The organism is Haloactinospora alba (assembly GCF_006717075.1).
GTDB lineage: Bacteria > Actinomycetota > Actinomycetes > Streptosporangiales > Streptosporangiaceae > Haloactinospora > Haloactinospora alba.
Map to the genome: position 1 here is coordinate 288,033 of NZ_VFQC01000002.1, position 23,409 is coordinate 311,441.

A 23,409-nucleotide genomic window follows, 5' to 3' on the forward strand; every position below is an offset into this window, starting at 1 on the left:
GCGGCGGGGTGACGGTGGCGCTACGGCGAAGACGCCCGGACGGCGGCCGTGCCCGCTTGCTGCGGTGCCGCCTAGAACTCCACGCTGCGGCGTCCCTCGAACGCCCGGCCCAGCGTCACCTCGTCCGCGTACTCGAGGTCCCCGCCCACGGGCAGGCCACTGGCCGGCCGAGTGACTTTCACCCCCATGGGTTTGACGGTTCGGGCGATGTAGGTGGCGGTGGCCTCGCCCTCCAGGTTGGGGTCGGTGGCGAGGATCAGCTCGGTGACCTCCCCGTCGGACAGCCGCGACATCAGCTCCTTGACCCGCAGGTCATCCGGGCCAACGCCCTCGATCGGACTGATCGAACCGCCGAGTACATGGTACCTGCCGCGGAATTCACGCGTCCGTTCGATCGCGACGACGTCCTTGGACTCCTCCACCACGCAGATGACCGAACCGTCCCGGCGCTCGTCCCGGCAGATCGCGCACTCGGACTCCTCGGAGACGTTGCCGCACACGGAGCAGAACCGCACCCGCTCCTTGATCTCCACAAGGGCGTTGGCGAGCCGTTTCACGTCGGCCTCCTCGGCCGACAACAGGTGGAACGCGATACGCTGCGCGCTTTTCGGCCCGACCCCGGGAAGCCGCCCGAGCTCGTCCACCAGATTCTGAACCGCACCCTCGTACATCGCCCACCTACACGCGTCACCAGCTTGCCTACCACCGTAGCCCAACCCGTCGCGCGGTGCCGCCACCGCGCCCGCGCGGGCACGTGTCCGGGAACGGCCCGGGACCGGGCGGCGTCCGAGCAAACCCGGCACCACCGACATCAGGCGAAAGGACACCGACGTGAACGTCCCCTCTCCCGAACCGCGCCAGTGGTTCAGCGCGCACCTGGAGTACTTCGGCGCGATGTACGCGGCGTGGACGCTGGAGCAGCTCGAGCTGTACAACGCCCACCATCCGCCCGCCGACTGGAGCGTCGACGTCGAGGAGGGGCTGTTCCGCCAGGGCGGAACCACCGTGCGGGTCGCGCCCCTGGGAACGCTGGGCACCGATGGAAGCTGGGTGTGGGCCTGGGCCAACGAGCACATGCACCCGCCCGGTTCGTCCCGCCTCTCGGCCGCACGCATACTGTACGACTTCGGTGAGAAGGGGATACCCGAACTCGCCACCCCGCGACTGGAGCTGACCGAGTTCGCCGACGCCGGAACGGCCGCCGAACGGCTGCTCCTCGCCGTCACCGGGATGCTGTACGGCTACGGCTACGCCACCGTTCCCACCGACACCGGGGCCCACTACGCCATGCTGGTCATCGACGATGCCCTGCCGCGCCCCGCCTTCGACCTGGCGACCCTCCCGCGTCGGCTCATGCAGGGGACCGAGGTCTTCCCGCACAACCACAGCGCCACCGTGGACGGCTACCTCCGCCGGCACGGTTTCGACGTGGCGGCGGCCAACGACGGCACCCGCTACGCCAGCCGTCCCGACTGCACGGTACGCACCACCTTCGACCCGAACGGACGGATCTCCGACATCTCCGCGCAGAACACACCGGGATGAGCCCGCACCGACGGGCGGGGGCGGCCGACCCGCCCTCGGTCGCGCGGACGGGGAAGCGGTCAGGTCCCGGAGAGGCCGGGCATACCGCCGCCGGGCATACCCGGCATTCCTCCCCCGCCGAGCCCCTCTGCCAGGGGGCCCATCTTCTCCTGCTGCAGTTCCTCCACCGAGGACTCGGCGTCGCGGATCGCCGCGAGCACCAGGTCCGAGATGTTCTGGGCGGTCTCGCTCGCCTCGCTCGTGTCCACAGCGGCGGGATCGATCGTGATGTCGTTCACCGTCCCGCGGCCGTTGACCGTGACCTTCACCAGCCCACCGCCGGCGGTGCCCTCCACCGTGGTGTCGTCGAGCTGCTGCTGGGCTTCCATGAGCTGCTGCTGCATCTGCTGTGCCTGTTGCAGCAGCGCCTGCATGTCCATGCCGTTGTCTGGATTCACTTGCGCATCTCCTTGCTGCGTATCGGTACCCGCGAGCCTAGCCGCTCTCCCCAAGGATCGGCGGCCATCCGCGCCCGCAGAACCCGGGCCGGCGCGGCACCCCGGTTTACCGGCTCACGCGCTGTCCGGATGAGCGGAGCTCTCGGTGATCAACTCGTCCAGGAGACGGCGCGAGGTCACCAGCCGGTCCATCATCCCGTCGATGCGGTCCCGTTCGGCCTCCAGGTTGCCCACCAGGTCCGGAGCCGGAAGACCCTGTTCCCGGTCCCGCATACACGGCAGCAGGTGGACGATGGTGGAGCTGCACAGTCCGGCCGCGAACAGGCACTGGATGCGCTCCACGGTCTCCACCGTCTCCTCGCCGAACTCCCGGTGGCCTCCCGCCGTCCGCTCGGAGCTGACCAGCCCCTGCTGCTCGTAGTAACGCAGCGAGCGCTCGCTGACCCCGGTACGCCGCGCCAACTCACCGATACGCATGTGGCCTCTCCCACACTCCCGCCTCACGGGTTGATTCTGACACCGATGTCAGATTCTACGGTTCTGACCATGACGAACAACAGCGCACTCACCAGCCCCCTGCTGTCCCCCCACTCCGCGGCAGAGCTGCGGACCCCGAACCGCGTCGCCATGGCGCCGATGACACGGCTGCGGGCCGACACCAACGGCATCCCGCAGGACATCATGGCCACCTACTACTCCCAGCGCGCCAGTGCGGGACTGATCGTGACTGAGGGCATCGCGCCCAGCGTGCGCGGCCAGCAGTACCTCACCGAACCCGGACTGTTCACCGAGGAACAGGTCGCCGGATGGTCCCGGGTACTCGCGGCGGTACGCGATGCCCCCAACAGCAGCGGCGGCCCGGTCTTCGCCCAGATCATGCACGCCGGACGCAACGGGCACCCGGCCAACCGGCTGGACGGCGGCGTTCCCGAGGCCCCCTCCCCCGTTCCGCAGACCGTCCCGCTGCACACCCTGGACGGCAAGGTCACCCCGGTAACACCGCGCGCGATGACCACCGGCGACATCGAGTCCACCCTCGCCGAGTACCAGGAGGCCGCGCGCAACGCCGTCCGCGCCGGGTTCGACGGGGTCGAGATCCACGGCGCCAACAGCTACCTCCCGCACCAGTTCCTCGCCGACAACACCAACCAGCGCACCGACCGCTACGGTCGGACCCCGCGCGACCGGGCCCGGTTCGTCATCGAGGTGACCGAAGCGGTCGCCGAGGCGGTCGGGGCCCACCGGACCGGGCTGCGGCTCTCCCCCGGAAACACCCAGTTCGAGATGTCGGAGTCCGACCCGGCACCGGTGTACCGCGCGGTGCTCGACGCGCTGGACCCGCTGGGCCTGGCCTACCTGCACCTGACCGACGACCCCCACTACCCGGCCCTGGATGACCTGCGCCCGCGCTGGAGCACCACCCTCGTCGGCAACACCGGGGAACACCCCCGGGAGACCAGCCAGGAGTCCGCGGAGCGCCTCCTCCGGGAGAAGGGCGCCGACCTGGTGTCCTTCGGCCGCCCCTACATCTCCAACCCCGACCTGGTGGAACGCATCCGCACCGGCACGCCGTGGACGGCGATCCGGGAGAAGAACTACCACTACACGAGCGGCACCCGCGGCTACATCGACTACCCCGCGGCCACGGACGTCCCCGTGCCCGCCTGAGACCACCGCCGCCGTGGCGGGTTCCCCGGAGCGCGGGAAACCCGCCACGACCTTTCCGAGGGTTCCCCCGGCAACCCGCGCGGCGCCGTGACCCGTCTCATGGACGCACCCGGGAAGCATCCCCGCGGCGTTTCCCGTTGTCGTGTTCCGCGTCCCGACGGGTCTTGCCCGTCCTCCCGGCCTCCGGAACGAACCGTAGGAAAGGACCCCGTTTTGCCCATCGCCATCCTGGCGCTGACCCTCGGTTCCTTCGGCATCGGCACCACCGAGTTCGTCGCGATGGGGGTACTGCCGAACGTCGCCGCGGACATGGGCGTCTCCACCGCCACGGCGGGCACCCTCGTCTCCAGCTACGCGCTGGGGGTCGTCGTCGGCGCTCCGCTGCTGGCGGCCGCCGGCGCCCGCCTGTCCCGCAAGACCATGCTGCTCGCCATGATGGGGATGTTCACCCTCGGCAGCCTGCTCACCGTCGCCGCCCCCGACTTCGGCACCCTGGTCGCGGCACGCGTCCTCACCGGCCTCCCGCACGGCGCCTTCCTGGGGATCGGGGCGGTCGTCGCCGCCGACCTCGTCCCCCGGCACAAGCGCGGCCGCGCCGTCGCCCGGGTCCTGCTGGGGCTCACCCTGGCCAACATCGGCGGGGTTCCCGTCGGGACCCTGCTGGCGCAGCAGCTCGGGTGGCGCTGGACGTTCGCCGTGGTCGCCCTCATCGGCGCCGCCACCGTGGCCAGCATCTGGGCGCTCGTTCCCCGACAGGAACACGACGCCGGGCAGGCGTCGCTGCGCGGCGAGCTGCGCGTGTTCCGCCGCCCCCAGGTGTGGGCGGCGTTCGCGATCGTCGTCTTCGGTTTCGGGGGGACGTTCGCGTTCTACACCTACATCAACCCCATGCTCAGCGACGTCACCGGGTTCCGTCCGCTGCTGGTGACGGTCATGCTCGCGGTGTTCGGCCTCGGGATGACCGCCGGCACCCTGCTCGGCGGCAGGCTCGCCGACCGCTCCCCCATGCGCTCCCTCGCCCTGTCCCTGCCGGCACTGTCCGCGATGATGGCGCTGTTCCTGGTCACCGCGCACAGCAAACCGCTGGCCGTGGTGAACGTGTTCCTGATCGGCGTCACCGGTTTCGTCGCGATCGCCTGTATCCAGACGATGATCCTGGACAAGGCCCGGGAGGCGCCGAGCCTGGCCTCCTCCGGCATGCACTCGGCGTTCAACGTCGCCAACGCGCTGGGGTCCGCCCTCGGCGGTGCCGTCCTCAGCGCCGGGTTCGGACTGCTCGCCCCCAACGCCGTCGGGGCGCTGCTGGCCCTGCTCGGGCTCGCCCTCGTGGGCGTGCTCGCCGCGCTCGAACGCAGGGGCGCGTCGAACGCTCCAACCAGCCAGCCCAGTGAGGACAGCACTCTGGGAGAGGGGGAGGCGGCCCCGCTGCCCTGAACCCAGCAGCCGCGGGCTCCGCGGGAGTCCGGTGGCGGCGCCCCGCCGCGACCCGGTACCGGAGCCGGGCGCGGACGAGGCGCTCAACCGAGGTCGCGGCGGCGCAGTCCGGCAAAGGTGAGGCTCCCGAGAACGAGGGCGAGCACGGACACCGCCGCGATCGGTGTCCACTCCGGTTCGGCCGCGGGCAACCGGGGCATGTGGGCGAACGGCGAGAGGTCGACGATCCACTCGGGCAGCTCGAGCAGGTCGCCGAGCCATCCGGCCACGAAGCATCCCGCCAGTGCCGCCCACGCGACGAACGCCAGCCGCGGAACCGTCCCGAACAGCAGGGCCGCGAGACCGCCGAGGAGCAGGGTGGCGGGAAGGTAGGCCAGGCAGGCTCCGAGGAGCCGCATCACCTGGTCGGGATCACCGGTGGCCGCGCCGTGGGCGAGTCCGGCGCCGAGACCGCCGGCGGCGACGACGGCAGCGGTGGCGACACCGGCCACCAGCAGCCACGACCCCACCCACCGCGAGCGCGACTGGCCGGTGGTGAGCAGCAGTTCCGCCCGGCCGGACCTCTCCGCCCCGCGCAGCCGCAGCACGGAGCTCACGAGGAACCCGGACGCCAGCAGCGCCTGCAGCCGCAGGACGGTGGCGAAGAAGGAGTCCACGAGATCCCGGCTGTCCCCGTTCGCCAGGATCTCGGTGAACTCGGGGCTCTCCTCGGCCATGTCGGTGACCTCCTGGCCCAGTGAGCCGAGGGCCGCCCCCAGCAGGAACACTCCGATGCCCCAGCCCAGCGCCGAACCGCGCTGCATCCGGGCGGCGAAGCCCACCATCCCGCGCAGACCGCGGGAGGCCCGCGCCGGTCCGGGTCGGGACGCGAGCATCCCGGCTCCGAGATCGCGGTGGTGCACCAGCACGACACTCAGCCACCCGAGGACGGCGCTCGCAGCGAGCGCCAGGGTCAGCGGCCACCAGCGGTCGTCGTCGAAGGCGTGGGAGGCCTGCACCCACCCGATCGGGGACAGCCAGCTCAGCGTGCCATCACCGACGTCGCCCGCGCCCCGCAGCACGTAGCTGCCGGCCAGCACCGCCGCCGACAGGCCCAACGCCGCGCGGCTGTGCTCCGTGACCTGGGCTGCCACCAGCGCGACGAAGGTGAACACGACACCGAGGGCGGCGAGCGAGGCACCGTACACCAGGGCCCCCGCCACGTCGAGGTCCAGGGCGAGGAACGAGGCCGCGACCCCGGCCCCGGCCAGGAGCGATGCCGCCGACACCACGACGGCGGTGGCGGCGCTCGGTGCCAGGTGCCCCAGCACGGCCGCCCGCAGCAGCTCGGTTCGTCCGGCCTCCTCCTCCGCGCGGGTGTGGCGGACGGTCGCGAAGATCGCCATCAGCGCCACGGCGATCATGGCGACGAAGTTGACCTCGAACACGGCGACGCCGCCGGTGGTCTCGAGCGCCACGGGCGGTCCGCTCATGATGATCGCGGCCGGGCTCGACTCCACGGTCCGCGCGTAGACGCGGAGCTCCTCCGGAGTGGAGTACAGCCCCTGGGCGGCGCTGGCCGAGGCGTAGACGAGCCCGACGATCGCCAGCAGCCAGACCGGCAGCCGCCACCGGTCGCGCCGCAGGATCAGCCGGACCATCGCGCCGGTACCGGTGAGGCTCCCCCGCAGCATTACCGGGCCTCTTCCGACCCGGCGTGCACGTCCTCGCCGTAGTGGCGCATGAACAGCTCCTCCAACGTCGGCGGGTGGCTGTCCAACGAACGGATTCCCAGGCTGGACAGGTAGGCGATGACGGGGTCGAGCGCCTGGGAGTCCACGTCCACGCTGACTCTGCCGTTGTGGAACCGCGGCTGGTGCGCCCCGTCCAGCTCGCCGATACGGTCGGCGCGGGTGGCGGTCTCCGCGGTCACCGTGGTGCGTGTCAGCTGCCGCAGGTCGTCCAGCGTCCCGCTCCGCACGCTGCGGCCCGCCTTGATGATGCTGACCCGGTCGCACAGCGCCTCCACCTCGGCGAGGATGTGGCTGGAGAGCAGCACCGTTCGCCCCCGCGCCCGGACCTCGCGGACGCACTCCTGGAAGACGCTCTCCATCAACGGGTCCAGCCCCGCTGTGGGCTCGTCGAGGATCATCAGTTCCACGTCGGAGGCGAACGCGGCCACCAGCGCCACTTTCTGGCGGTTTCCCTTGGAGTAGGCGCGGCATTTCTTGCGCGGGTCGAGCTCGAAGCGTTCCAGCAGTTCCGCCCGCCGGCCGGGGTCGAGTCCGCCGCGCAGGCGGCCGAGCAGGTCGATCACCTCACCCCCGGAGAGGGCGGGCCACAGCGCCACGTCCCCCGGAACGTAGGCGAGCCGGCGGTGCAACCGGGTGGCCTCCCGCCACGGATCTCCGCCCAGCATGCGGGCGGTCCCGCTGTCCCCGCGCAGCATGCCCAGCAGTATCCGGATGGTCGTGGACTTCCCCGCGCCGTTGGGACCGAGGAAACCGTGCACCTCCCCCCGCTGGACGGTGAGGTCGAGCCCGTCCAGCGCCCGGGTGGAGCCGAACGTCTTGACCAGGTCGGCGACGTCGATCGCGGGTCCGCGCGGTTCGGGCTCTCCGGTGGCTGTCGCGCTCCCGTCGGGGGTGCGCGGTCGTCGTTTGGCGGCCATGGTCGCTCTTCCCACCTCCAGAACTGACTGACTGTCCGGTCGAGCGTCCGTTCCCTATAATAGACTGACCAGTCAGTCAGTCAACAGGCGCGCAAGAAGCGAACAGACGCCAAGGGAGGCCCCAGGTGCAGCAGGCACCAGCCGAACGTCGGGACCAGATCCTCACCGCGGCCAGCGACGTCTTCGCCGAGCACGGGATCCACCGCTCCCGCATCGACGACATCGCCGCCGCGGCCGGGGTGAGCAAAGGGACCGTCTACTGGTACTTCCCGAGCAAGGACGAGATCGTCTTCGCACTGGTGGAAGCGTTCCTCACCCGGGCCCACACCGGACTGGTCGAGCTCCTGGAGGCGCCCGGCACGGTGGCGGAGAGACTGCGCGGCTACCTCAGCTCCTATGCCCCCCTGCTCGAGGAGCACCGCCACCTCGGCCCGCTCGCCGTCGAGTTCTACGCCCTGGCTCCCCGGCAGGAGCGCGTGCGCGAGTCCCTCGAGCGGTACTACGCCCAGTGGGCCGACGCCCTGGCCACACTGCTGGAGCAGGGCAACGCGCACGGCGAGTTCCGGATCACCGACACCGCGCGCACGGCGCGCACCCTCGTGGAACTCTTCGACGGCGCCTTCCTCGTGTGGACCGTCGTCCCCGAGGCCGTCGACCTGAACGAACGCATGCAGCGCGCCCTCGACCTCCTCTACCACGGCCTGGCCGGGGACACCGGAACAGCGGGGAAATAGCGGACCCGCGCCGACCCTCGCGCCGGGGGACGGAGGCCGGCCGCCCGTCATCCCGGCACCGAAACGACCGCGCGCGGAAGGTTCCCACCGCGGCTTCCCCGCCGCACCGGCCGTATCGGACGACACGCTCACACCCGCCACGTGGTGTCGCCCCACTGCGTCCATTCCGTATAGTCACCAACGCACAGCGTTGAGTGAGAACGGTGTGCCCCCGAGACTTCAGCCCAGAGTCGGTGCCGCTAGAAGCACGGTTAACGCGACGGACAACGGGCTCCGCGAGGATCGCCCGGCAGTGTTCCCCGTGACGAGTGGATGGGAAGCGACGCATGGCCCCGAAGAACGGCCCGCACACCCCCAGTCGACGAACGTTCCTCACACTCACCGGAATCAGCGCCGCGGCCTTCGCCTTCGGCATCGAGGCCCCCACACACGCCGCCCCCACCAGTAGCAACCCTCCGGCCGACCCGTTCGGTCTCGGCGTCGCCTCCGGCGAACCCGCCCCCGACGGCGTCGTCCTCTGGACCCGGCTGGCGCCGAAACCACTGGCCGAGGACGGCCACGGCGGCATGCCGGACGAGAACTACACCGTGGAGTACGAGGTCGCCACGGACGAACGGTTCCGCGACGTCGTCAAACGCGGCCGGTCCGTCGCCTCGGCCGAACTCGCCCACTCCGTCCACCCCGAGGTCACCGGGCTCGAACCGGGCCGGGAGTACTTCTACCGCTTCCGCGTCGGAACCGAGATCAGCCCCGTCGGCCGCACCAAGACCGCACCGGCTACAACAGCCCGGGTCGACTCCCTCACCCTGGCCTCGGTCTCCTGCCAGGCCTGGTACCACGGCCACTACACCGCCTACCGCCACATGGCCGACCAGGACCTGGACCTGGTGCTGTTCCTCGGCGACTACATCTACGAGTACGGCATCACCGACGCGAACCTGTACCGGGGCGGGGTCGGCGATCTCGGCCCGGCCCACGCGGCGGAGACCACCACCCTGGAGCAGTACCGGCTGCGCTACTCCCTCACCAAGAGCGACGCCAACCTGCAGGCCGCCCACGCGAACGCCCCCTGGCTCGTCACCACCGACGACCACGAGGTGGAGAACAACTACGCCGACCTGAACTCGCGGTACGGGGCCAGTCCGGCCGACTTCCAGCGTCGCCGCGCCGTCGCCTACCGCGCCTGGTACGAGAACCAGCCGCTGGGGTCCGATGCCCTGCCCGACGGGGCCGACATGCGGATCTACCGGCGGGTGCGCTACGGGAACCTCGCCGAGTTCAACGTGCTGGACACGCGCCAGTACCGCGACGACGTCCCCTCCGACGGCGGAGAGCCCGGAGGCGAGCACACCGACCCGAACCGGTCCATCCTGGGATCGCGCCAGGAGCGGTGGCTGTACCGGGGACTGCGGTCCAGCGACACCACGTGGAACATCCTCGCCCAGCAGGTCACCCTCGCGCGTATCGACCGCGACCCCGGCTCCGGGGAGATGTTCAGCATGGACTCCTGGGACGGGTTCACCGCCAACCGCGAGCGGCTGTTCGACACCCTCACCCGGCACGACGTCTCCAACCCGCTCGTGTTCACCGGGGACATCCACCGCCATTCCGCCGCGGAGCTCAAGAGGGACTTCACCGACCCGGACTCCGCTACGATCGGCACCGAACTGATGTGCACCTCGGTGGCCTCCAACGGCAACGGCTCCGACCGGGACGAACTCACCGACATGTGGCTGGCCAACCCGCACGTCAAGCTGTACAACGCCAACCGCGGGTACCTGCAGGCGCGGATCACTCCCACCGAGGTGACCTCGGACTTCAACGTGATCGACCAGATCGAGGCGGACGACACCGGAACCGTCAGCACGGCGGCCCGGTTCGTCACCGAAGCCGGCAGACCCGGCCTCGACCGGGAGAGCGGAGGCCAACCGTGAGCAAGCGTCCCCATCCCGTCACGGCCCTGTCCGCCGAGGGCCGGGTCAGCGCGATCGACCTCAACTGGAACCTTCCCGCCTGGACCCCGCTGGTGGACCACGTCGCGGTGCACGCCTCCACGTCCCCGGACGTGGAGATCTCCGAGGAGACGCTCCTCGGCAAGACGGTCTACGGACGCTTCACCCACGACACGCTCGGACCGCGCGCCCAGACCCGCTACTACCGGCTCGTCACCGTCGACGACGCGGGACGCCGCAGCGGGCCCTCGGTACCGGTGCGGGCGACGTCGGCCGAGTCGATCGTGGTCCGGGGGCGCCCCCTGGCACAGGTGGGCGAGTTCGACTCCGCCAGCCTGGAGCTCGCCCTCGCACCCGACGGGTACGAGCGGTTCGACGCCACGTTCCCGAACGGTGTGGACTTCCGCTACCCGGACGACAACGCGGGAACGGACTGGAGCTACCTGCACCCCGGGCCGCAGGACGCCTGGAGCTCACCGGCCGGACACACCTTCCGGCTGCGCTTCCCGCTGGAATCGGCGCCGTCCGCCGACCCGGGGCTGGCACTCTGGCTCATCGACACGCACGCCACCAAACCCGGCACAGCGACGGTCAGCGTCAACGGTGCGGACGCCGCCGAGATCGAGTTCCACGGCGGGGCCACCCGCGGTTCCCTGGAGGGTGACGCCACCGTTCCGGACACCGCCCTGAAACCCTCCTTCGAGGAGGTGACCCTGCCCGCCCGCCACTTCACCAGCGGGGAGAACACCGTCACCATCCACAAGACCGCGGGCTCCTGGCACGCCTACGACGCGGTGGGCGTGTTCGACCTCTCCGAGTAACCCGGGCAACCCGGATAACACGACCGGGCCGAACGAGCGCCGTGATACAGCGCGTGCGACGGGCGCCCACCCAATGCCCCGGGCTGGGCGCCCTCCCCGAGAGGTCTGTTCGCCACCGCCGCGAGCAAGGAGGCTTGTCAGGCGGTCCGGCCCGTCGCACCGTGGTCGCCCGCGGCTCGCGTTCAGCGAAGAGAGTCCAGCAGGTCTCGCACTTCCGGCACCTCCCGGAAAGCCGCGAGCCGCGACAACACGACACGGACACGTTCGGAGGCTCGCGCACTCGCCACATCTCCCGACAGAGCGATAACCCGGCCAGCTATATGGGCGGCGTGCTCCGGTTCGTTCGCATCCGCGTAGGCCACGGCCAGCCAGGATTCGTACAGGGCACGCTCACGAAGAGCTGTCGCCGGATACTCCCGAAGTACGTCCGTGAGCAGCGGGACAGCCCGGAGAGGACGCCGGAGTTCGGTGTACACGCGCGCATCCATGACGCGCAGCTCGTCCTCCGTCACCCAGTAGGCCCAGTCCGGCGCGTCGTCGGCATCCTCACCCAACGCCTCGTGGGCATCCCCCAATGCCCGCATGGCGGCCTGTGCGTCGCCGGCCTGGCTGTGTGCCCAGGCGACCCGGTCGTGGAACAACGCACGCGTTTTCCCCGGAGCCTCTGGTCCGGCTTCCAGAACAGCCGCGTCCGAGAGCGCCACACCGTCGGCGACACGGCCATTGTTCGTCCAGTGATAGGCCAACGATCCCGCAAGCTGCGCCGCAAGCGGCGCGTCTCCGGCTTCCCGTGCTGCGTCCACCCCCAGCCGGTAGGTCGGTTCCGCTCGTGAGTCCGCCGCATCACTGGCAACCCACCCCGCGATCTGGGCGAGTTCTCCAACGGCCCGAAGAAGCTCCCGGTGTATGACGTCGCTGTGTGCCGATTCCCGGAGCACGCGAACGGCAGAGTTCAGCTCCCGGAACGCCGGCTCGATCAGGTCGCCCCCGGCGAGAACGTCGTCAGCGAGCCGGAGACCGTGAGCGCGGGCGGCGAGGTCATCCGCTGTCGTCCGGCCCACCCTCCGTCCGGTGGATGCCGTGAGCGGAGCGAGAGCATCCCCAGGCGGCAGCAAGGACTCCAGGGTCTCCCCGGCAACGGGACCATCGTCAGCAACAGTGGCGCGCTCCAGAGTCTCCCGGGAAACATCGAGAACGTCCGCGAGTACCGGAAGCCACATACGCGGGACCCGCTTCCCGCGTTCCCACCGGGACACGTCGTGTCGCGTGACCGTAGGATGCTCCGACTCCTCGCACACAGCGTGCGCCAACCGTGCCTGCGACCACCCTCGCTGGACACGGAGAGTCCGGATCAACGCGGGAAGCGGTTCGTGCGGCATGCCCCCAGTGTCACCCACTGGCCCACAGCGTGGCCCCCTGTCTGGCTACTCCCGTGCCCGCCACAGCAGCGGGACACTTCCAGGCATGAACGTAACGACAGAGGTCCTCGACACTCCGGGACGGCACGTCATGTTTGCGCGCGAACGAACGAGCCCAGCCCGGGTTCCGTATAGGTCAGTCCGCGTTTCCGGACACCACCCAACGCTTTCTGCGCGGTAGCGGACGCCACACCGAACTCCTCCTGGAGCTGGAGCACTGAGGGAACACGTGTCCCAGGTGCATACTCGCCTTCGCGAATACGCCTTTCCAACTCGTCAGCTACCTGACGCCACCGAGGCACATCTTCACGAAATTCCACTCCAGCACGCTAAGCAACCACTGAATGCTAGCCAATGCATGATATCCCTAGCATCCTATAGCATGCTAGGTTAAACTCAGCTGTACATGAAAAGCTCCCGCGACGCCGACACGTCCGGGAGCGTGGCCACCGACTGGAATGGAGTCGATGACAGCGTCCGATTCTATGCGCGCCCTGGTGTCCCTGGGGACGCTGCTCGTCCTGACGGCCGTTGCCCTCGTGGCACCGAGCCGGAACCGCAACCGCCCACCGGCGCCCGCACCCGAGCCCCGCACAGTTGCCCCGCCCGTGTCGCGCCGCGGCGTCCGGGGCCAGTGGGTGCCCCCGGTCGGAACCCGTTTGCCGAGCCGGAGTGGTTGGATCCCACCGAGACCGACCCGGTGCGGCCCTACGTGACCCGGTACGAACGCCACCGCCAAGAGCAGGAGGGAGCAGCGCAGCACTGTCCGGCCTGCGGCGCTGCCACCACAGCACCCGACCCCGCCCCGCCCGCCTACGGCGACGGGTTGGACGACCTGCGCGCGGAGCTGTCCCCGCTGGTGCGCAGGTGGCTGGCCCAGCGCGAGCAGACGAGCACGGCGGGGTGGAACGATGACCGCACGCGAACCGCTCCAGTGCCCCGAGCTGCTGGTTCCGGGGGAGGTGGCCGAGTTGTTCGGGGTGCGCACCAGCACCGTCAGCCGGTGGGTGCGCGACGGCCACCTGCTGCCCGCCTGCACCACCCCGGGCGGCACGTCCCGGTTCAGCGCCACCGAGATCCACCAGCTGCTGGCCGTGGGTTGGCGGGGGTGGTGGGAGTGAGCCTCACCCCGCGCGAGCACCGCGAGTTGTGTGAACTGGCCGACCTGCTCATCCAGGACGCTGGGGGAGACGCGTTGTGGCCCGGCCGGATCCGTGAGACCAGCCTAGAACTGCGCTCACTCCTGGATGCCTACCGCACCACCACGGACGAGGGCGCAGCGGAGCCCCCAGAGCCCACGGCCCCGCCCCACCACGACCCCTAACCCTCCACCCGCACACGGGTCCCGCACTCGGCCACCTTCCCCGGGTGCGGGACCCACCGCTCTCCTCGGCCCCGCAGACAACCACGTTTGTACGGCGCGCGACACGTGGACAACCACGGTGTCAGTGGTTACGCACCACGCCACCGCAGACGCCCGAATCCGGGTGACGCCGATGGACACCACCGCACACCAGCTCCACACCGCTCTCACCGACGCGCTCGTCCACGACGGCACCCTCACCGACGAGCGCCTCGTCGCCGCGTTCCGCGCGACCCCCCGGCACCTCTTCATCCCCGAGCACGGGGCCCGCACCCCCGACGGCACCGAACTCGACGCCCGCGAGCGACCCCACGAGTGGTACACCGCCGTCTACACCGACGCCCCCGTCATCACCCAGACCGACAGCGGCACCCTCTCCCCCGGACAGCTCACCCCCACCTCCTCCAGCTCGGCCCCCAGCGTCGTCGCCCGGATGCTGGAAACCGCCGAGCTGACCGACGGCCAACGGGTGCTGGAAATCGGCACCGGCACGGGATGGAACGCCGCCCTCCTGGCCGCCCGGCTCGGCGACGCCAACGTCACCACCGTCGACATCGACCCCGCTGTCGCCGCCGCCGCGCGCACCGCCCTCAGCCGGGCCGGACACGCCGTCACTCCGCACCACCACCCCGGCGAACACGGTTACCCGCCCCACGCCCCCTACCACCGGGTCATCGCCACCTGCAGCGTCACCCGCCTCCCCCGGCCCTGGATCGACCAGACCACCAGCGGCGGGTTGATCGTCGCCCCATGGTGCGTCCTGGAAGGCGCCGGGGTCCTCGCCCGGTTGTGCGTGTCCGCCGGCGGGGAAGCCAGCGGCCACTTCCACGGCGGGTTGGGGTTCATGTGCCTGCGGTCGCAGCGCCCGCCCACCCACCAGCCCCACGACGCCGGTCAACGACCGGAAACCACCCGGCTCACGGACACCGACCCGACCGCGCCGCTCACCGCGTTCGACAGCGCCTTCCCGCTGACGTTCATGGTGCCCTCCTGGCGGATGGGGCCGCGTGCCGCCAGCACCGGGACGGGAGTGTGGCTCTCCGCCACCGACAGCCCCTCGTGGGCGCGCCTCCTACCGCGCGACGGGCAGTGGGTGGTGGAACAGGGCGGGCCGCGCCGCCTCCACGACGAACTCGCCGCCGCCCACCAGCGGTGGCGAGACCTCGGCAGCCCTACCCCGGAACGCTACGGGCTCACCGTCACCCGCGAGGGCACGCACCGCGTGTGGCTCGACTCCCCCACCGGCCCGGCGTGGACACTGCCCGACTGACCGTCCGCGGCCCGCCCGCACCGCGTCCTGGTAGGCTCCGCTCGTCCGGCCACCGAACGTCGAGGAAGCGTGGGAACACGACGATGCCGACCGTGATCGACACAGTGGCGTGGGTGCATGTGGAGAACGGCCGCGTTCTCGGCACGCGGTCCCGGGAGAAGGACGTGTACTACATTCCCGGTGGGAAACGCGAGAACGGGGAAAGCGACCTCCAGACCCTGCTGCGCGAGGTCGGGGAGGAGCTCACCGTCTCCGTGCTCCCGGAGACCGCCGTCCACCTCGGCACCTACGAGGCCCAGGCACACGGCCACCCGGACGGTGTGACGGTGCGTATGAGCTGCTACACCGGCGACTACCGGGGAACCCTCACCCCCAGCAACGAGATCGCGGACGTCGTGTGGCTGACCCACGCCGACCGGAACAGCACTCCCCCTGTCGACCGTCTGGTTCTCGACGACCTCAGGGCGCGGGGCGAGCTGTCCTGAGGCCGGTCCGGGGAGACGTCCGCCCCTTCCCGAACCCGTATCCCGAAGCCGACCCGAGCCGCGAAGTCCCGCATGAACCGCATGTGGGCCGAGACCTCCTCCGGTGTCCACTGGTCCATCGGCACGTCGTTGACCGGTACCGGCGCGCCCCGGTAGTGCTTGAGCAGCAGGTACTTGGCCATCGTGTTCTCCTTGGTGAGGTACGGCCCATCGCGGCCGTGTTCACTCCGGGGACGGAGCCGCGCGCGGGTTCTCGACATCCCGCCGCGACTTTTCCCGACGGATTTCGACGACCCGCGCGCCGCGGGTCCGGGCCTCCGCCGCCCCCACCGCTCGGAACACCTTCGGAAGCGCGGAGCCTAGGACCCCGTGTGGTCGATCTCGTCGATGACCTTCCCGCCGAGTTCCGACTCGATCAGCCGGCTCCCCGAACCGGGCGGCACCGCCGGGGCGGAGCCGTTCCTCGGACCTGACGCGGGCGCCTCCGGAGCCGCCAGCTTCGGGGCCGGCGGTTTCGGGGCCGGCGGTTCCGCGTCCGGTTCCGGCTCCGGGCCCGGGTCGGGTTCCGGCGGCTCGGGCTCGGGAGGTTCCGGTTCGGAAAGGTCCGGTTCGGGTTCCGGTTCCGGTTCCGGCGGCGCAGGGGCAGCCGGTTCGGGCTCCGGCGGTGCCGGCTCGGCCGGCTGGGAGGCGGCAGCGGCGGCGGGCTGGCTGGGAGCGGGAGCCGCCGCGGGCTCCTCCCATCCCGCCGGCTCCCGGGAAGGAGGCTGGGAGTCCTGGCTCGGGGCCGGCGCCTGTTCCGCACCGCCGTTGCCGGAGCGCTGCGGCGTCGAGGAGGTGCGGTTCGCCGGGACCGGGCTCACGCGCAGACTCACACCGAGCACCTCGGTGATCGCCGCCTCCACCACCTTGTCGCTGCCGCTGTTGGAGAACCCCTTCGCGTCGTTGGGGCGCGTGAACCCCAACTGGAGCGTGCTCCCCTCAACGCCGAGGATCTGCACGTCATAGCCGTTGAGGATCATCCAGGTCGCCTTGCGGCGCTGCTTCACCGACTCCAGGATGCGCGGCCAGGCGTTCTGGACAGCGGCGCTGTCCCCACCACCACCGGATCCCCCACCGGAAGCATCACCGGAGGCAGGGGCGGCCCCCGCGGGAGCCGGGGGCCGAGCGGGCGCCTCGGGAGCCGACTGCCGGCCTCCGGCTCCGGGCGCGGACGGTTCCCGAGCCGGGGCGGACTCCGGTTGCGTCCGCCCCGCGTCAGCGGTTTCCGGACGCTGCGGCTGCGGGCTCTCCGGGGCCTCCTCCCCGGAAGCGGGACGCGCCTCCGGAGCGGGCGGCGCGGGGGGAGCGGCGGCGGGCGGCGCCGGAGCCGACGGTGCCGGAGCGGATGCTGCCGGGGCCGTTCCGCCGCCGGACTCCACCCGCTGCTCCAGGCGGTCCAGACGCGCCAGCACGGCGCCGCCACCGCTGCTGTCCACCCCCGGCAGCAGCACGCGCGCGCACAGCAGTTCCAGCAGCAACCGCGGGGAGGTGGCACCACGCATCTCGGTCAGACCGGTGTTGAGGATCTCCGCCGCCCGGGTGAGCTGAGCCGAGCCGATGCGGGACGCCTGCTCCTTCATCGGTTCCACCGCGTCCGGGGTGACGTTGATCAGCCCCTTGTCCAACGCGTCGGGCACCGCGGCGAGCACCACCAGGTCCCGCACCCGCTCCAGCAGGTCCGCCGTGAACCGGCGCGGGTCGGTCCCGCTCTCGATCACCCGGTCGACCAGGCCGAACGCGGCCGCTCCGTCCCCCGCGCCCAGCGCGTCCACCATCTCGCTCAGCAGCGTGGCGTCGGTGTAGCCCAACAGGGCCACCGCGCCCTCGCGGCTGATGCCGTTCTCGTCGGATCCCGCGAGCAGCTGGTCCAGGATGGACAGGGAGTCCCGCGCCGAGCCGGCACCCGCGCGTACCACCAGCGGCAGCGCGGCCGGGTCGAACGACACCCCCTCCTCGGTGAGGATCTCCTCCATCAGCCCGCGCAGCGTCGCCGGCGGGATGAGCCGGAACGGGTAGTGGTGCGTCCGGGACCGGATCGTCGTGACGACCTTGTCCGGCTCGGTGGTGGCGAACACGAACTTCAGGTGCGGCGGCGGCTCCTCCACGAGCTTCAGCAGCGCGTTGAAGCCCTCCCGGGTCACCATGTGCGCCTCGTCGACGACATAGATCTTGTAGCGGGAGTTCACCGGCGCGAAGAACGCGCGCTCCCGCAGGTCCCGGGCGTCGTCCACACCACCGTGCGAGGCGGCGTCGATCTCGATCACGTCGATACTGCCCGGACCGTCCGGGGCGAGCGCGGCGCAGGGCTCACACTCGCCGCACGGATCGGGTGTCGGACCGTGTTCGCAGTTGAGCGACCGGGCGAGAATCCGCGCACTGGACGTCTTCCCGCACCCGCGGGGGCCGCTGAACATGTAGGCGTGGTTGATCCGGCCGTTGCGCAGGGCCTGGCGCAGCGGTTCGGTGACGTGCTCCTGCCCCCGAACCTCGGCGAACGTTCCCGGCCGGTACTTACGATACAGCGCGATGTTCACGGCGCGCTCACTGCTCCCTTAGGCGTCACCCCACCCATTCAACCCGGTACCGGGGACAGTTCGCACCTGTGCACACCGGCGGGGAGGTAGAGGGATGGATCTCCGGGGAAAAGCAAAGGACCCCCCGCGCACCCGCCAGAGCTCATTTATCCTTGCTGCCTTCCGGCCCTGGGGAGGTTCATAAGATGACGCCGCACGAGGGGTCTGCCCCTACTGTATCGGACGCACAGACCGTGGGATACACAGCGACGCGGAAAACCCCGACCGTGCCCGTCCTCACTCTCCGCCCGGTTCGAACCACTGGGCCAGAACGTGTATCGTGGTCCGCGGAGGATTCGCCTAGCGGCCTAGGGCGCGCGATTGGAAATCGCGTTGGGGGCAACCCCTCACGAGTTCGAATCTCGTATCCTCCGCCGCCTCATGCAGGCAAGACGAGGGCCCGGACCGGGTGCGCGGTCCGGGCCCTCGTTGTGTCGCGACCCGCCAGCGTCCGCGCGCGTGACAAGGTTCGGTTATGCGCTGGAGCGTGGAGTACTGCCGCGAACGGTTCGCCCGCAGCCGTGTCGCCCGCCTCGCGACGGCCGACGCGCACGGCCAACCGCACCTCGTACCGGTGACGTTCGCCGTGCTGGGCCAGGAGCGGGACACGGTCGCGACCGCCGTCGACCACAAGCCGAAACGGACCCGGAACCTGAAACGCCTGGCGAACATCACCGCCAATCCCAGGGTGAGCCTCCTCGCCGACGAGTACTCCGAGGACTGGCACCAGCTCTGGTGGGTGCGCGCCGACGGCACGGCGCGCATCGTCACCCACGGCGAGGAGTGGCACGCCGCGGTGCGCGAACTGCGGGAACGCTACCGCCACTACCGGGACACGCCCCCGCAGGGGCCGGTCGTCCTGATCGAGGTGCGGCACTGGTCGGGCTGGTCGTTCCGCTAGGGCCGGCGGGCCGCGGACCAGGAGGCGGCACGCGTAGGGCCGATCGCTGGGACGAGCGCAGCGTACGCGCACTGTCCCGGCCACGGAGACCGAACCTCCAGCAACCCGAGACATTCGGCAGCCACGGTCCCGGTCCGAGGTGCTCGGCCGCGCCGGGGCCGGTCGGCAGGCCGGGAGCGGCGGCGCATTGGTCTCACACAGCGCAATTCGGTAACGATGAGCCGTCGGGCCGTTCGATGTTGGAGGGTCCAGGACCCGTAACGCGAACCCCACGAAAAACAGGTGACAGCACGGCACACCCCAGTCAGAGTGCCCCTATGGACGATCGGGGACTCGCCGGGGACGGGAGCATCGCCCGGGAGGGCGCTCTGGACAGCGTGCCTGCAGTGTTCGCACCTGTCGTCACCGCCGCCCAGGCTCATATCGCCGCCGCGCTCGCCAGCGACCGGCTCCACAGTGTCTATCTCTACGGCAGCGTTCCCCGCGGCAGCGCGATACCCGGAGTCTCCGACCTCGATATGCTGATCGCTCTCCGCGACGAGCCCACCGACGCCGATCTTGCGACCGTGAGGGCGATCGAGGCCGACCTCGATCGCGACTTCCCCCAGATCCGCGGGGCCGGGATCCTGCTGGACAGCACGCGATCTCTGCTCAGCGAACGCGAGCGCCACGACGACGGCTTTTTCGTCGCGTGCCTATGCACGCCGCTGCTCGGCGAAGACCTCGCCCGGTACCTGCCGCGTTATCGTCCGACCAGTCGGCTCGCCCGCGACACCAACGGCGACCTTGCTGCCATGCTCGTCCGTTGGAGCGCGCGCGCCGCCGGATCCACCACCGCCAGAGAACGGACCGCGCTGACCCGCACCCTTGCCCGGCGCATCGTCCGCACGGGATTCACCCTGATCATGCCCGCCTGGGGCGGCTGGACCAGCGACCTCTACCGCTCGGCGGCCCTGTTCGGTCACTACTACCCGGGGCGTTCGCGACAGATGCAGATCACCGCCGCCACCGCCCGCACTCCCACCACCGATCCCGAGGTGATCAGTATGCTCATCGATGACCTGGGGCCTTGGCTTGCCGCTGAATACACCGCAGTGCACGGCGAGAAGATGTCTCACCCATAGTTCGGCCGCGCACCTCAACGGTTGATCCTGAGAAGGGCCCGCATGATGCCGGCTGGCGTCGCCCTCGTCCGGCTGGAAGGCTCAGCCGCCCCGGTGCGGGTCCGGATCACCTCCCGAACAAGCGAAAAGCCGGTCGCCGATCGCCATGTGCAGCAAATGTGCAACAGCAACCGGTGACCGGCTTCGATCGCTCATTCAGTCGGCCGCTTACCTGCGCAAACTCCGACTCAAAGCGGTGGAGGTGGGATTCGAACCCACGGAAGGTTGCCCTTCACTCGCTTTCGAGGCGAGCGCCCTCGGCCGCTAGGCGACTCCACCGGGGGCCACTCTACCTGACGCGTCGCCGTGCGAAGAACGCGGTGAGCACCTCACCGCACCGGGAGGCGACGTCCGGGCTGGCGAGGTCGGGAGGGATCACCTCGGGACGGTGGTTCAACCGCTGGTCACGGAGGACGTCCCACAGGGACCCCGCCGCACCGGCCTTCGCGTCCCGAGTGCCGTAGATCACCCGCCCGATCCGCGCGAGCACCACCGCACCCGCGCACATGGTGCAGGGTTCCAGTGTCACGGCCAGGGTGCAGCCCTCCAGGCGCCACTCCCCCCGCCGCCGGGCGGCGGCCCGCAGCGCGACCACCTCCGCGTGCGCCGTGGGGTCGCCCGCCGCCTCCCGTTCGTTGCGCCCTGCTCCGAGCACGGCGCCGTCGGGGTCCAGCACCACCGCGCCGACCGGAACGTCCGCGTCGTCACCCACGGGCTCGGCGTACTCCAGTGCCCGCCGCAGCGCCGCGTCGATCCCCGCCCGGGTGGCGGGACGCTCCATGCCCGTCATAGTCCCTGGGCGAACCGCAACGGCTCCAGTACCTCGTCGAAGCCGACCTGTTCCGCGAGAGAGGTGAGAGCGTCCCCGGGCAGCGTTCCCTCACTCGCGGTCAGTGCCGTCAGCTCCGCTTCGGTGACACCGAGGTCACCCAGCAGCTCCCGATCCCCGCCGGGGGTGGGGTGCGGTTTCTGCCCCGTGCCCTCGACCTGCTCCGGCGGGGTCATCCCGCCGCTCTCCACCAGCAGGGCCGCCATGGTGTAGTCGTTCATCACCCGGCTGTCGGAGAGGAACACACGCGGTTCCTCGTGCCCGTCCACCCGGACGATGCCGAACCACTCGTCGTCCGCCTCGATCAACAGCAGCATCGTCTCCCCGTCCGGGGAGACGTCACCCGCCAAAGCCGCGTCGCGCATCCGATCGGCGATGTCGTCGATCGTCGCGACATCCTCCTCCAGCTCGAGCTCGGCGCCGTGCCACGAGCCGCCCCTGTGGAACAGCACCACCGAGAAGATCGACACCGTCGGCTCTCCCGTCCTCTCTACGGCAGCTCCGGCAGTGATCCTTACCCGAGACCGTCAACGGCACGCTGGAACGCTTGGCCGAAACCCAACCGTTCGGAGATACTCGCCAGGATCTCGTCCGGATACAGCTCGAGGTCACCCGCCAGAGCGCCCAGTTCCATCTCGTCCAGACCGAGGTCGGCGACGATCGAGAGCTCACCGGCCGGCAGCACCTGGTCCAGGTCCTCATCATCCGGAACGTCGATGTCCAGGTACTCCAGGAGTTCCCGCGCCACCTGCCACTCCACGGAGGCGGTGACGTCGGAGAGGAAGAGGCTCACGTCGTCGCCGTAGACCCGGGCGATGATGAAGAAGTCGTCTCCCACCGCCACCATTCCCAGCGCGCCGCTGATGCTGGGCTGCTGGCGCAGCGCGTGCAGAAGCCCCTTGAAGTCCTGGGTCAGTGCCACGGGAAGCAGGTCCACATCCCAGTGGTCCTCCTCCCGATAGGCGACAGCGACGAAATCGCCGTCAGCGGGTGCGCCGTCGCTCCGTTCGAGTCCCGTCATCGTCACTCCACCCGAGGGTCGACCCGAACAGGGTCGCAGATTGTGTTGGGCAGCGTCATCGTAACCGTCGTTTCCGCCGCCCCGTCACCCGCGATACCTGGGGCGGGTCCGGAAGTGCCGGGGAACGGGCGGCCGGAACCCGAGGCTTCGGACCGGGCGGCCGAACGCGCGGGCCCCACTCTCCGTCCGCAGCGCGGTTAGACTCGCAACGGCCCGCATCCCCTGGTTTGCCCAGCTCGTTCGGAGTACGCCATGGATACCCTCGTTGTCGATCACCCGCTCGTCGCGCACAAACTCACCACGCTGCGCGATACCCACACCGACTCCCCCACCTTCCGGAAACTCACCGACGAACTCGTCACCCTACTCGCCTACGAGGCCACACGGGATGTGCGAGTGGCTGAAGTCACAGTGCAAACGCCGCTGGTACCGGCGACCGGTTTCCAGCTCACCCGTCCCCGGCCGCTGGTGGTGCCCATCCTGCGCGCCGGGTTGGGGATGCTCGACGGCATGACCCGGATGCTGCCCACCGCCGAGATCGGCTTCCTGGGCATGGCCCGGGACGAGCAGACCCTGCAGCCGGCCACGTACGCCGACCGGCTGCCGCAGGACCTGTCCGGGCGGCAGTGCTACGTGCTGGACCCGATGCTCGCCACCGGCGGGACCCTGGCTGCCGCGCTGACGCTGCTCGTGGAGCGGGGAGCCGACCACATCACCGCGATATGCCTGCTCGCCGCGCCCGAGGGGGTCTCCTCCGTCGAGGAGAAGCTCGCCCGCAGCCTGGGAGAGGAGCACACCGCGACGCTGCGTGTGGTCACGGCGGCGATGGACGAGCGCCTCGACGAGAACGGGTTCATCGTTCCCGGTCTTGGGGACGCCGGCGACCGGCTGTACGGGTGCCTCTGACCCCCGGGACACACGTTTCCACCAGCAAAAACGGATTTCCTTCCCATCTTTCACGATTCTTCGTGAATGGAAGTCCACAATTGGGGAACCAGGGAAGCATGCGACTTATGGTGGTGGATGCTCCCCCTCACCTCCGGATATCGGATGGCGACACGGTTTGCATAACCTGAATTCATCCCGAGATGGCGATGTGACACGGA

The 23,409-nt window shown here is 70.4% G+C and carries 24 protein-coding genes, 2 tRNA genes, 1 other RNA gene and 1 pseudogene; 14 read left to right on the forward strand and 14 right to left on the reverse strand.

Going from position 1 to position 23,409, the window contains the following annotated elements; translation table 11 throughout:
* Positions 1-71: 71 nt before the first annotated feature.
* Positions 72-671, reverse strand: coding sequence for a recombination mediator RecR (gene recR / locus FHX37_RS18955; protein WP_141925570.1), 600 nt, complete (start codon positions 669-671; stop codon positions 72-74).
* Positions 672-831: 160 nt separating this feature from the next.
* On the opposite strand from recR, the gene FHX37_RS18960 reads away from it, so the two are divergent.
* Positions 832-1,545 carry a DUF6882 domain-containing protein gene (locus FHX37_RS18960; protein ID WP_141925571.1) on the forward strand — a complete coding sequence of 238 codons (714 nt, stop codon included), beginning with the start codon at positions 832-834 and terminating at the stop codon, positions 1,543-1,545.
* Between the two features lie 59 nt (positions 1,546-1,604).
* Here the strand turns inward: FHX37_RS18960 and FHX37_RS18965 are convergent, their stop codons facing one another.
* Entirely contained in the window at positions 1,605-1,964 is a 360-nt protein-coding gene (locus FHX37_RS18965; RefSeq protein WP_141925846.1) for a YbaB/EbfC family nucleoid-associated protein, read from the reverse strand.
* A 132-nt stretch (positions 1,965-2,096) separates the two neighbouring features.
* A complete protein-coding gene (locus tag FHX37_RS18970; protein WP_141925572.1) occupies positions 2,097-2,459 on the reverse strand; it encodes a MerR family transcriptional regulator in 363 nt (120 codons plus the stop codon).
* A 69-nt stretch (positions 2,460-2,528) separates the two neighbouring features.
* Between FHX37_RS18970 and FHX37_RS18975 the strand changes: the two genes are divergently transcribed.
* Both FHX37_RS18975 and FHX37_RS18980 read left to right on the forward strand, forming a co-directional pair.
* Positions 2,529-3,650, forward strand: a complete 1,122-nt coding sequence (locus FHX37_RS18975) for an alkene reductase (RefSeq protein WP_141925573.1) — start codon at positions 2,529-2,531, stop codon at positions 3,648-3,650.
* A gap of 213 nt (positions 3,651-3,863) precedes the next feature.
* Positions 3,864-5,084 (forward strand): MFS transporter, encoded by a 1,221-nt coding sequence (locus tag FHX37_RS18980; RefSeq protein ID WP_141925574.1) that lies wholly within the window; start codon positions 3,864-3,866, stop codon positions 5,082-5,084.
* Positions 5,085-5,167: 83 nt separating this feature from the next.
* On the opposite strand, the gene FHX37_RS18985 is transcribed toward FHX37_RS18980, so the two are convergent.
* Positions 5,168-6,757: an ABC transporter permease gene (locus FHX37_RS18985; RefSeq protein ID WP_141925575.1), complete on the reverse strand. Its 1,590-nt coding sequence runs from the start codon at positions 6,755-6,757 to the stop codon at positions 5,168-5,170.
* The gene (locus FHX37_RS18990; protein ID WP_141925576.1) at positions 6,757-7,734 is read right to left on the reverse strand and encodes an ABC transporter ATP-binding protein; all 978 of its coding nucleotides are present in this window, start codon (positions 7,732-7,734) and stop codon (positions 6,757-6,759) included. Before FHX37_RS18990 ends, FHX37_RS18985 begins: the two co-directional genes overlap by 1 nt.
* Before the next feature lie 125 nt (positions 7,735-7,859).
* Here FHX37_RS18990 and FHX37_RS18995 point away from each other — a divergent pair, with 125 nt between their 5' ends.
* The 3 genes from FHX37_RS18995 (at position 7,860) to FHX37_RS19005 (ending at position 11,241) form a co-directional block, all read left to right on the forward strand.
* Positions 7,860-8,468 (forward strand): TetR/AcrR family transcriptional regulator, encoded by a 609-nt coding sequence (locus FHX37_RS18995; protein ID WP_141925577.1) that lies wholly within the window; start codon positions 7,860-7,862, stop codon positions 8,466-8,468.
* Between the two features lie 326 nt (positions 8,469-8,794).
* Positions 8,795-10,402, forward strand: coding sequence for an alkaline phosphatase D family protein (locus FHX37_RS19000; protein ID WP_141925578.1), 1,608 nt, complete (start codon positions 8,795-8,797; stop codon positions 10,400-10,402).
* Entirely contained in the window at positions 10,399-11,241 is an 843-nt protein-coding gene (locus FHX37_RS19005) for a polysaccharide lyase family protein (RefSeq protein ID WP_141925579.1), read from the forward strand. The genes FHX37_RS19000 and FHX37_RS19005 overlap by 4 nt, the downstream gene beginning before the upstream one ends.
* Before the next feature lie 182 nt (positions 11,242-11,423).
* On the opposite strand, the gene FHX37_RS19010 is transcribed toward FHX37_RS19005, so the two are convergent.
* Both FHX37_RS19010 and FHX37_RS19015 read right to left on the reverse strand, forming a co-directional pair.
* Positions 11,424-12,620 (reverse strand): helix-turn-helix domain-containing protein, encoded by a 1,197-nt coding sequence (locus FHX37_RS19010; protein WP_141925580.1) that lies wholly within the window; start codon positions 12,618-12,620, stop codon positions 11,424-11,426.
* Positions 12,621-12,748: 128 nt separating this feature from the next.
* Positions 12,749-12,979: a GntR family transcriptional regulator gene (locus tag FHX37_RS19015; RefSeq protein WP_170181644.1), complete on the reverse strand. Its 231-nt coding sequence runs from the start codon at positions 12,977-12,979 to the stop codon at positions 12,749-12,751.
* Between the two features lie 591 nt (positions 12,980-13,570).
* Between FHX37_RS19015 and FHX37_RS19020 the strand changes: the two genes are divergently transcribed.
* From FHX37_RS19020 to FHX37_RS19035, 4 genes are all read left to right on the forward strand, one after another.
* Complete coding sequence (locus tag FHX37_RS19020; protein ID WP_141925581.1) at positions 13,571-13,780, forward strand: helix-turn-helix domain-containing protein; 210 nt, start codon at positions 13,571-13,573, stop codon at positions 13,778-13,780.
* Positions 13,777-13,983, forward strand: coding sequence for a hypothetical protein (locus FHX37_RS19025; RefSeq protein ID WP_141925582.1), 207 nt, complete (start codon positions 13,777-13,779; stop codon positions 13,981-13,983). Before FHX37_RS19020 ends, FHX37_RS19025 begins: the two co-directional genes overlap by 4 nt.
* Before the next feature lie 172 nt (positions 13,984-14,155).
* The gene (locus tag FHX37_RS19030) at positions 14,156-15,292 is read left to right on the forward strand and encodes a methyltransferase domain-containing protein (protein ID WP_141925583.1); all 1,137 of its coding nucleotides are present in this window, start codon (positions 14,156-14,158) and stop codon (positions 15,290-15,292) included.
* An 83-nt stretch (positions 15,293-15,375) separates the two neighbouring features.
* Positions 15,376-15,777: an NUDIX hydrolase gene (locus FHX37_RS19035; RefSeq protein ID WP_141925584.1), complete on the forward strand. Its 402-nt coding sequence runs from the start codon at positions 15,376-15,378 to the stop codon at positions 15,775-15,777.
* 5 nt (positions 15,778-15,782) lie between these two features.
* On the opposite strand, the pseudogene FHX37_RS24240 reads toward FHX37_RS19035, so the two are convergent.
* The 3 genes and pseudogenes from FHX37_RS24240 to ffs form a co-directional block, all read right to left on the reverse strand.
* A pseudogene (locus FHX37_RS24240) lies at positions 15,783-15,959 on the reverse strand (YciI family protein); the annotation flags it as partial.
* A gap of 177 nt (positions 15,960-16,136) precedes the next feature.
* Complete coding sequence (locus FHX37_RS19040; protein WP_141925585.1) at positions 16,137-18,350, reverse strand: DNA polymerase III subunit gamma and tau; 2,214 nt, start codon at positions 18,348-18,350, stop codon at positions 16,137-16,139.
* Between the two features lie 112 nt (positions 18,351-18,462).
* An RNA gene (ffs, locus tag FHX37_RS19045) (signal recognition particle sRNA small type) lies at positions 18,463-18,558 on the reverse strand.
* 120 nt (positions 18,559-18,678) lie between these two features.
* Here ffs and FHX37_RS19050 point away from each other — a divergent pair.
* The 3 genes from FHX37_RS19050 to FHX37_RS19060 all read left to right on the forward strand — a co-directional run bounded on the left by FHX37_RS19050 (position 18,679) and on the right by FHX37_RS19060 (position 20,414).
* Positions 18,679-18,763: transfer RNA gene (locus tag FHX37_RS19050), tRNA-Ser, on the forward strand.
* 101 nt (positions 18,764-18,864) lie between these two features.
* Complete coding sequence (locus tag FHX37_RS19055) at positions 18,865-19,290, forward strand: TIGR03668 family PPOX class F420-dependent oxidoreductase (protein WP_141925586.1); 426 nt, start codon at positions 18,865-18,867, stop codon at positions 19,288-19,290.
* Between the two features lie 317 nt (positions 19,291-19,607).
* On the forward strand, positions 19,608-20,414 hold the full coding sequence (locus FHX37_RS19060) for a nucleotidyltransferase domain-containing protein (RefSeq protein ID WP_141925587.1): 807 nt from the start codon (positions 19,608-19,610) through the stop codon (positions 20,412-20,414).
* 233 nt (positions 20,415-20,647) lie between these two features.
* Here the strand turns inward: FHX37_RS19060 and FHX37_RS19065 are convergent.
* The 4 genes from FHX37_RS19065 to FHX37_RS19080 all read right to left on the reverse strand — a co-directional run bounded on the left by FHX37_RS19065 (position 20,648) and on the right by FHX37_RS19080 (position 22,303).
* Positions 20,648-20,732, reverse strand: a tRNA-Ser gene (locus tag FHX37_RS19065).
* 10 nt (positions 20,733-20,742) lie between these two features.
* Positions 20,743-21,243: a nucleoside deaminase gene (locus tag FHX37_RS19070; RefSeq protein WP_394344520.1), complete on the reverse strand. Its 501-nt coding sequence runs from the start codon at positions 21,241-21,243 to the stop codon at positions 20,743-20,745.
* A complete protein-coding gene (locus FHX37_RS19075) occupies positions 21,240-21,752 on the reverse strand; it encodes a tRNA adenosine deaminase-associated protein (protein ID WP_141925589.1) in 513 nt (170 codons plus the stop codon). The genes FHX37_RS19070 and FHX37_RS19075 overlap by 4 nt, the downstream gene beginning before the upstream one ends.
* Before the next feature lie 44 nt (positions 21,753-21,796).
* Positions 21,797-22,303: a tRNA adenosine deaminase-associated protein gene (locus tag FHX37_RS19080; protein ID WP_141925590.1), complete on the reverse strand. Its 507-nt coding sequence runs from the start codon at positions 22,301-22,303 to the stop codon at positions 21,797-21,799.
* Between the two features lie 252 nt (positions 22,304-22,555).
* Between FHX37_RS19080 and upp the strand changes: the two genes are divergently transcribed.
* The gene (gene upp, locus FHX37_RS19085; protein WP_141925591.1) at positions 22,556-23,209 is read left to right on the forward strand and encodes a uracil phosphoribosyltransferase; all 654 of its coding nucleotides are present in this window, start codon (positions 22,556-22,558) and stop codon (positions 23,207-23,209) included.
* The last annotated feature ends 200 nt before the right edge of the window (positions 23,210-23,409 follow it).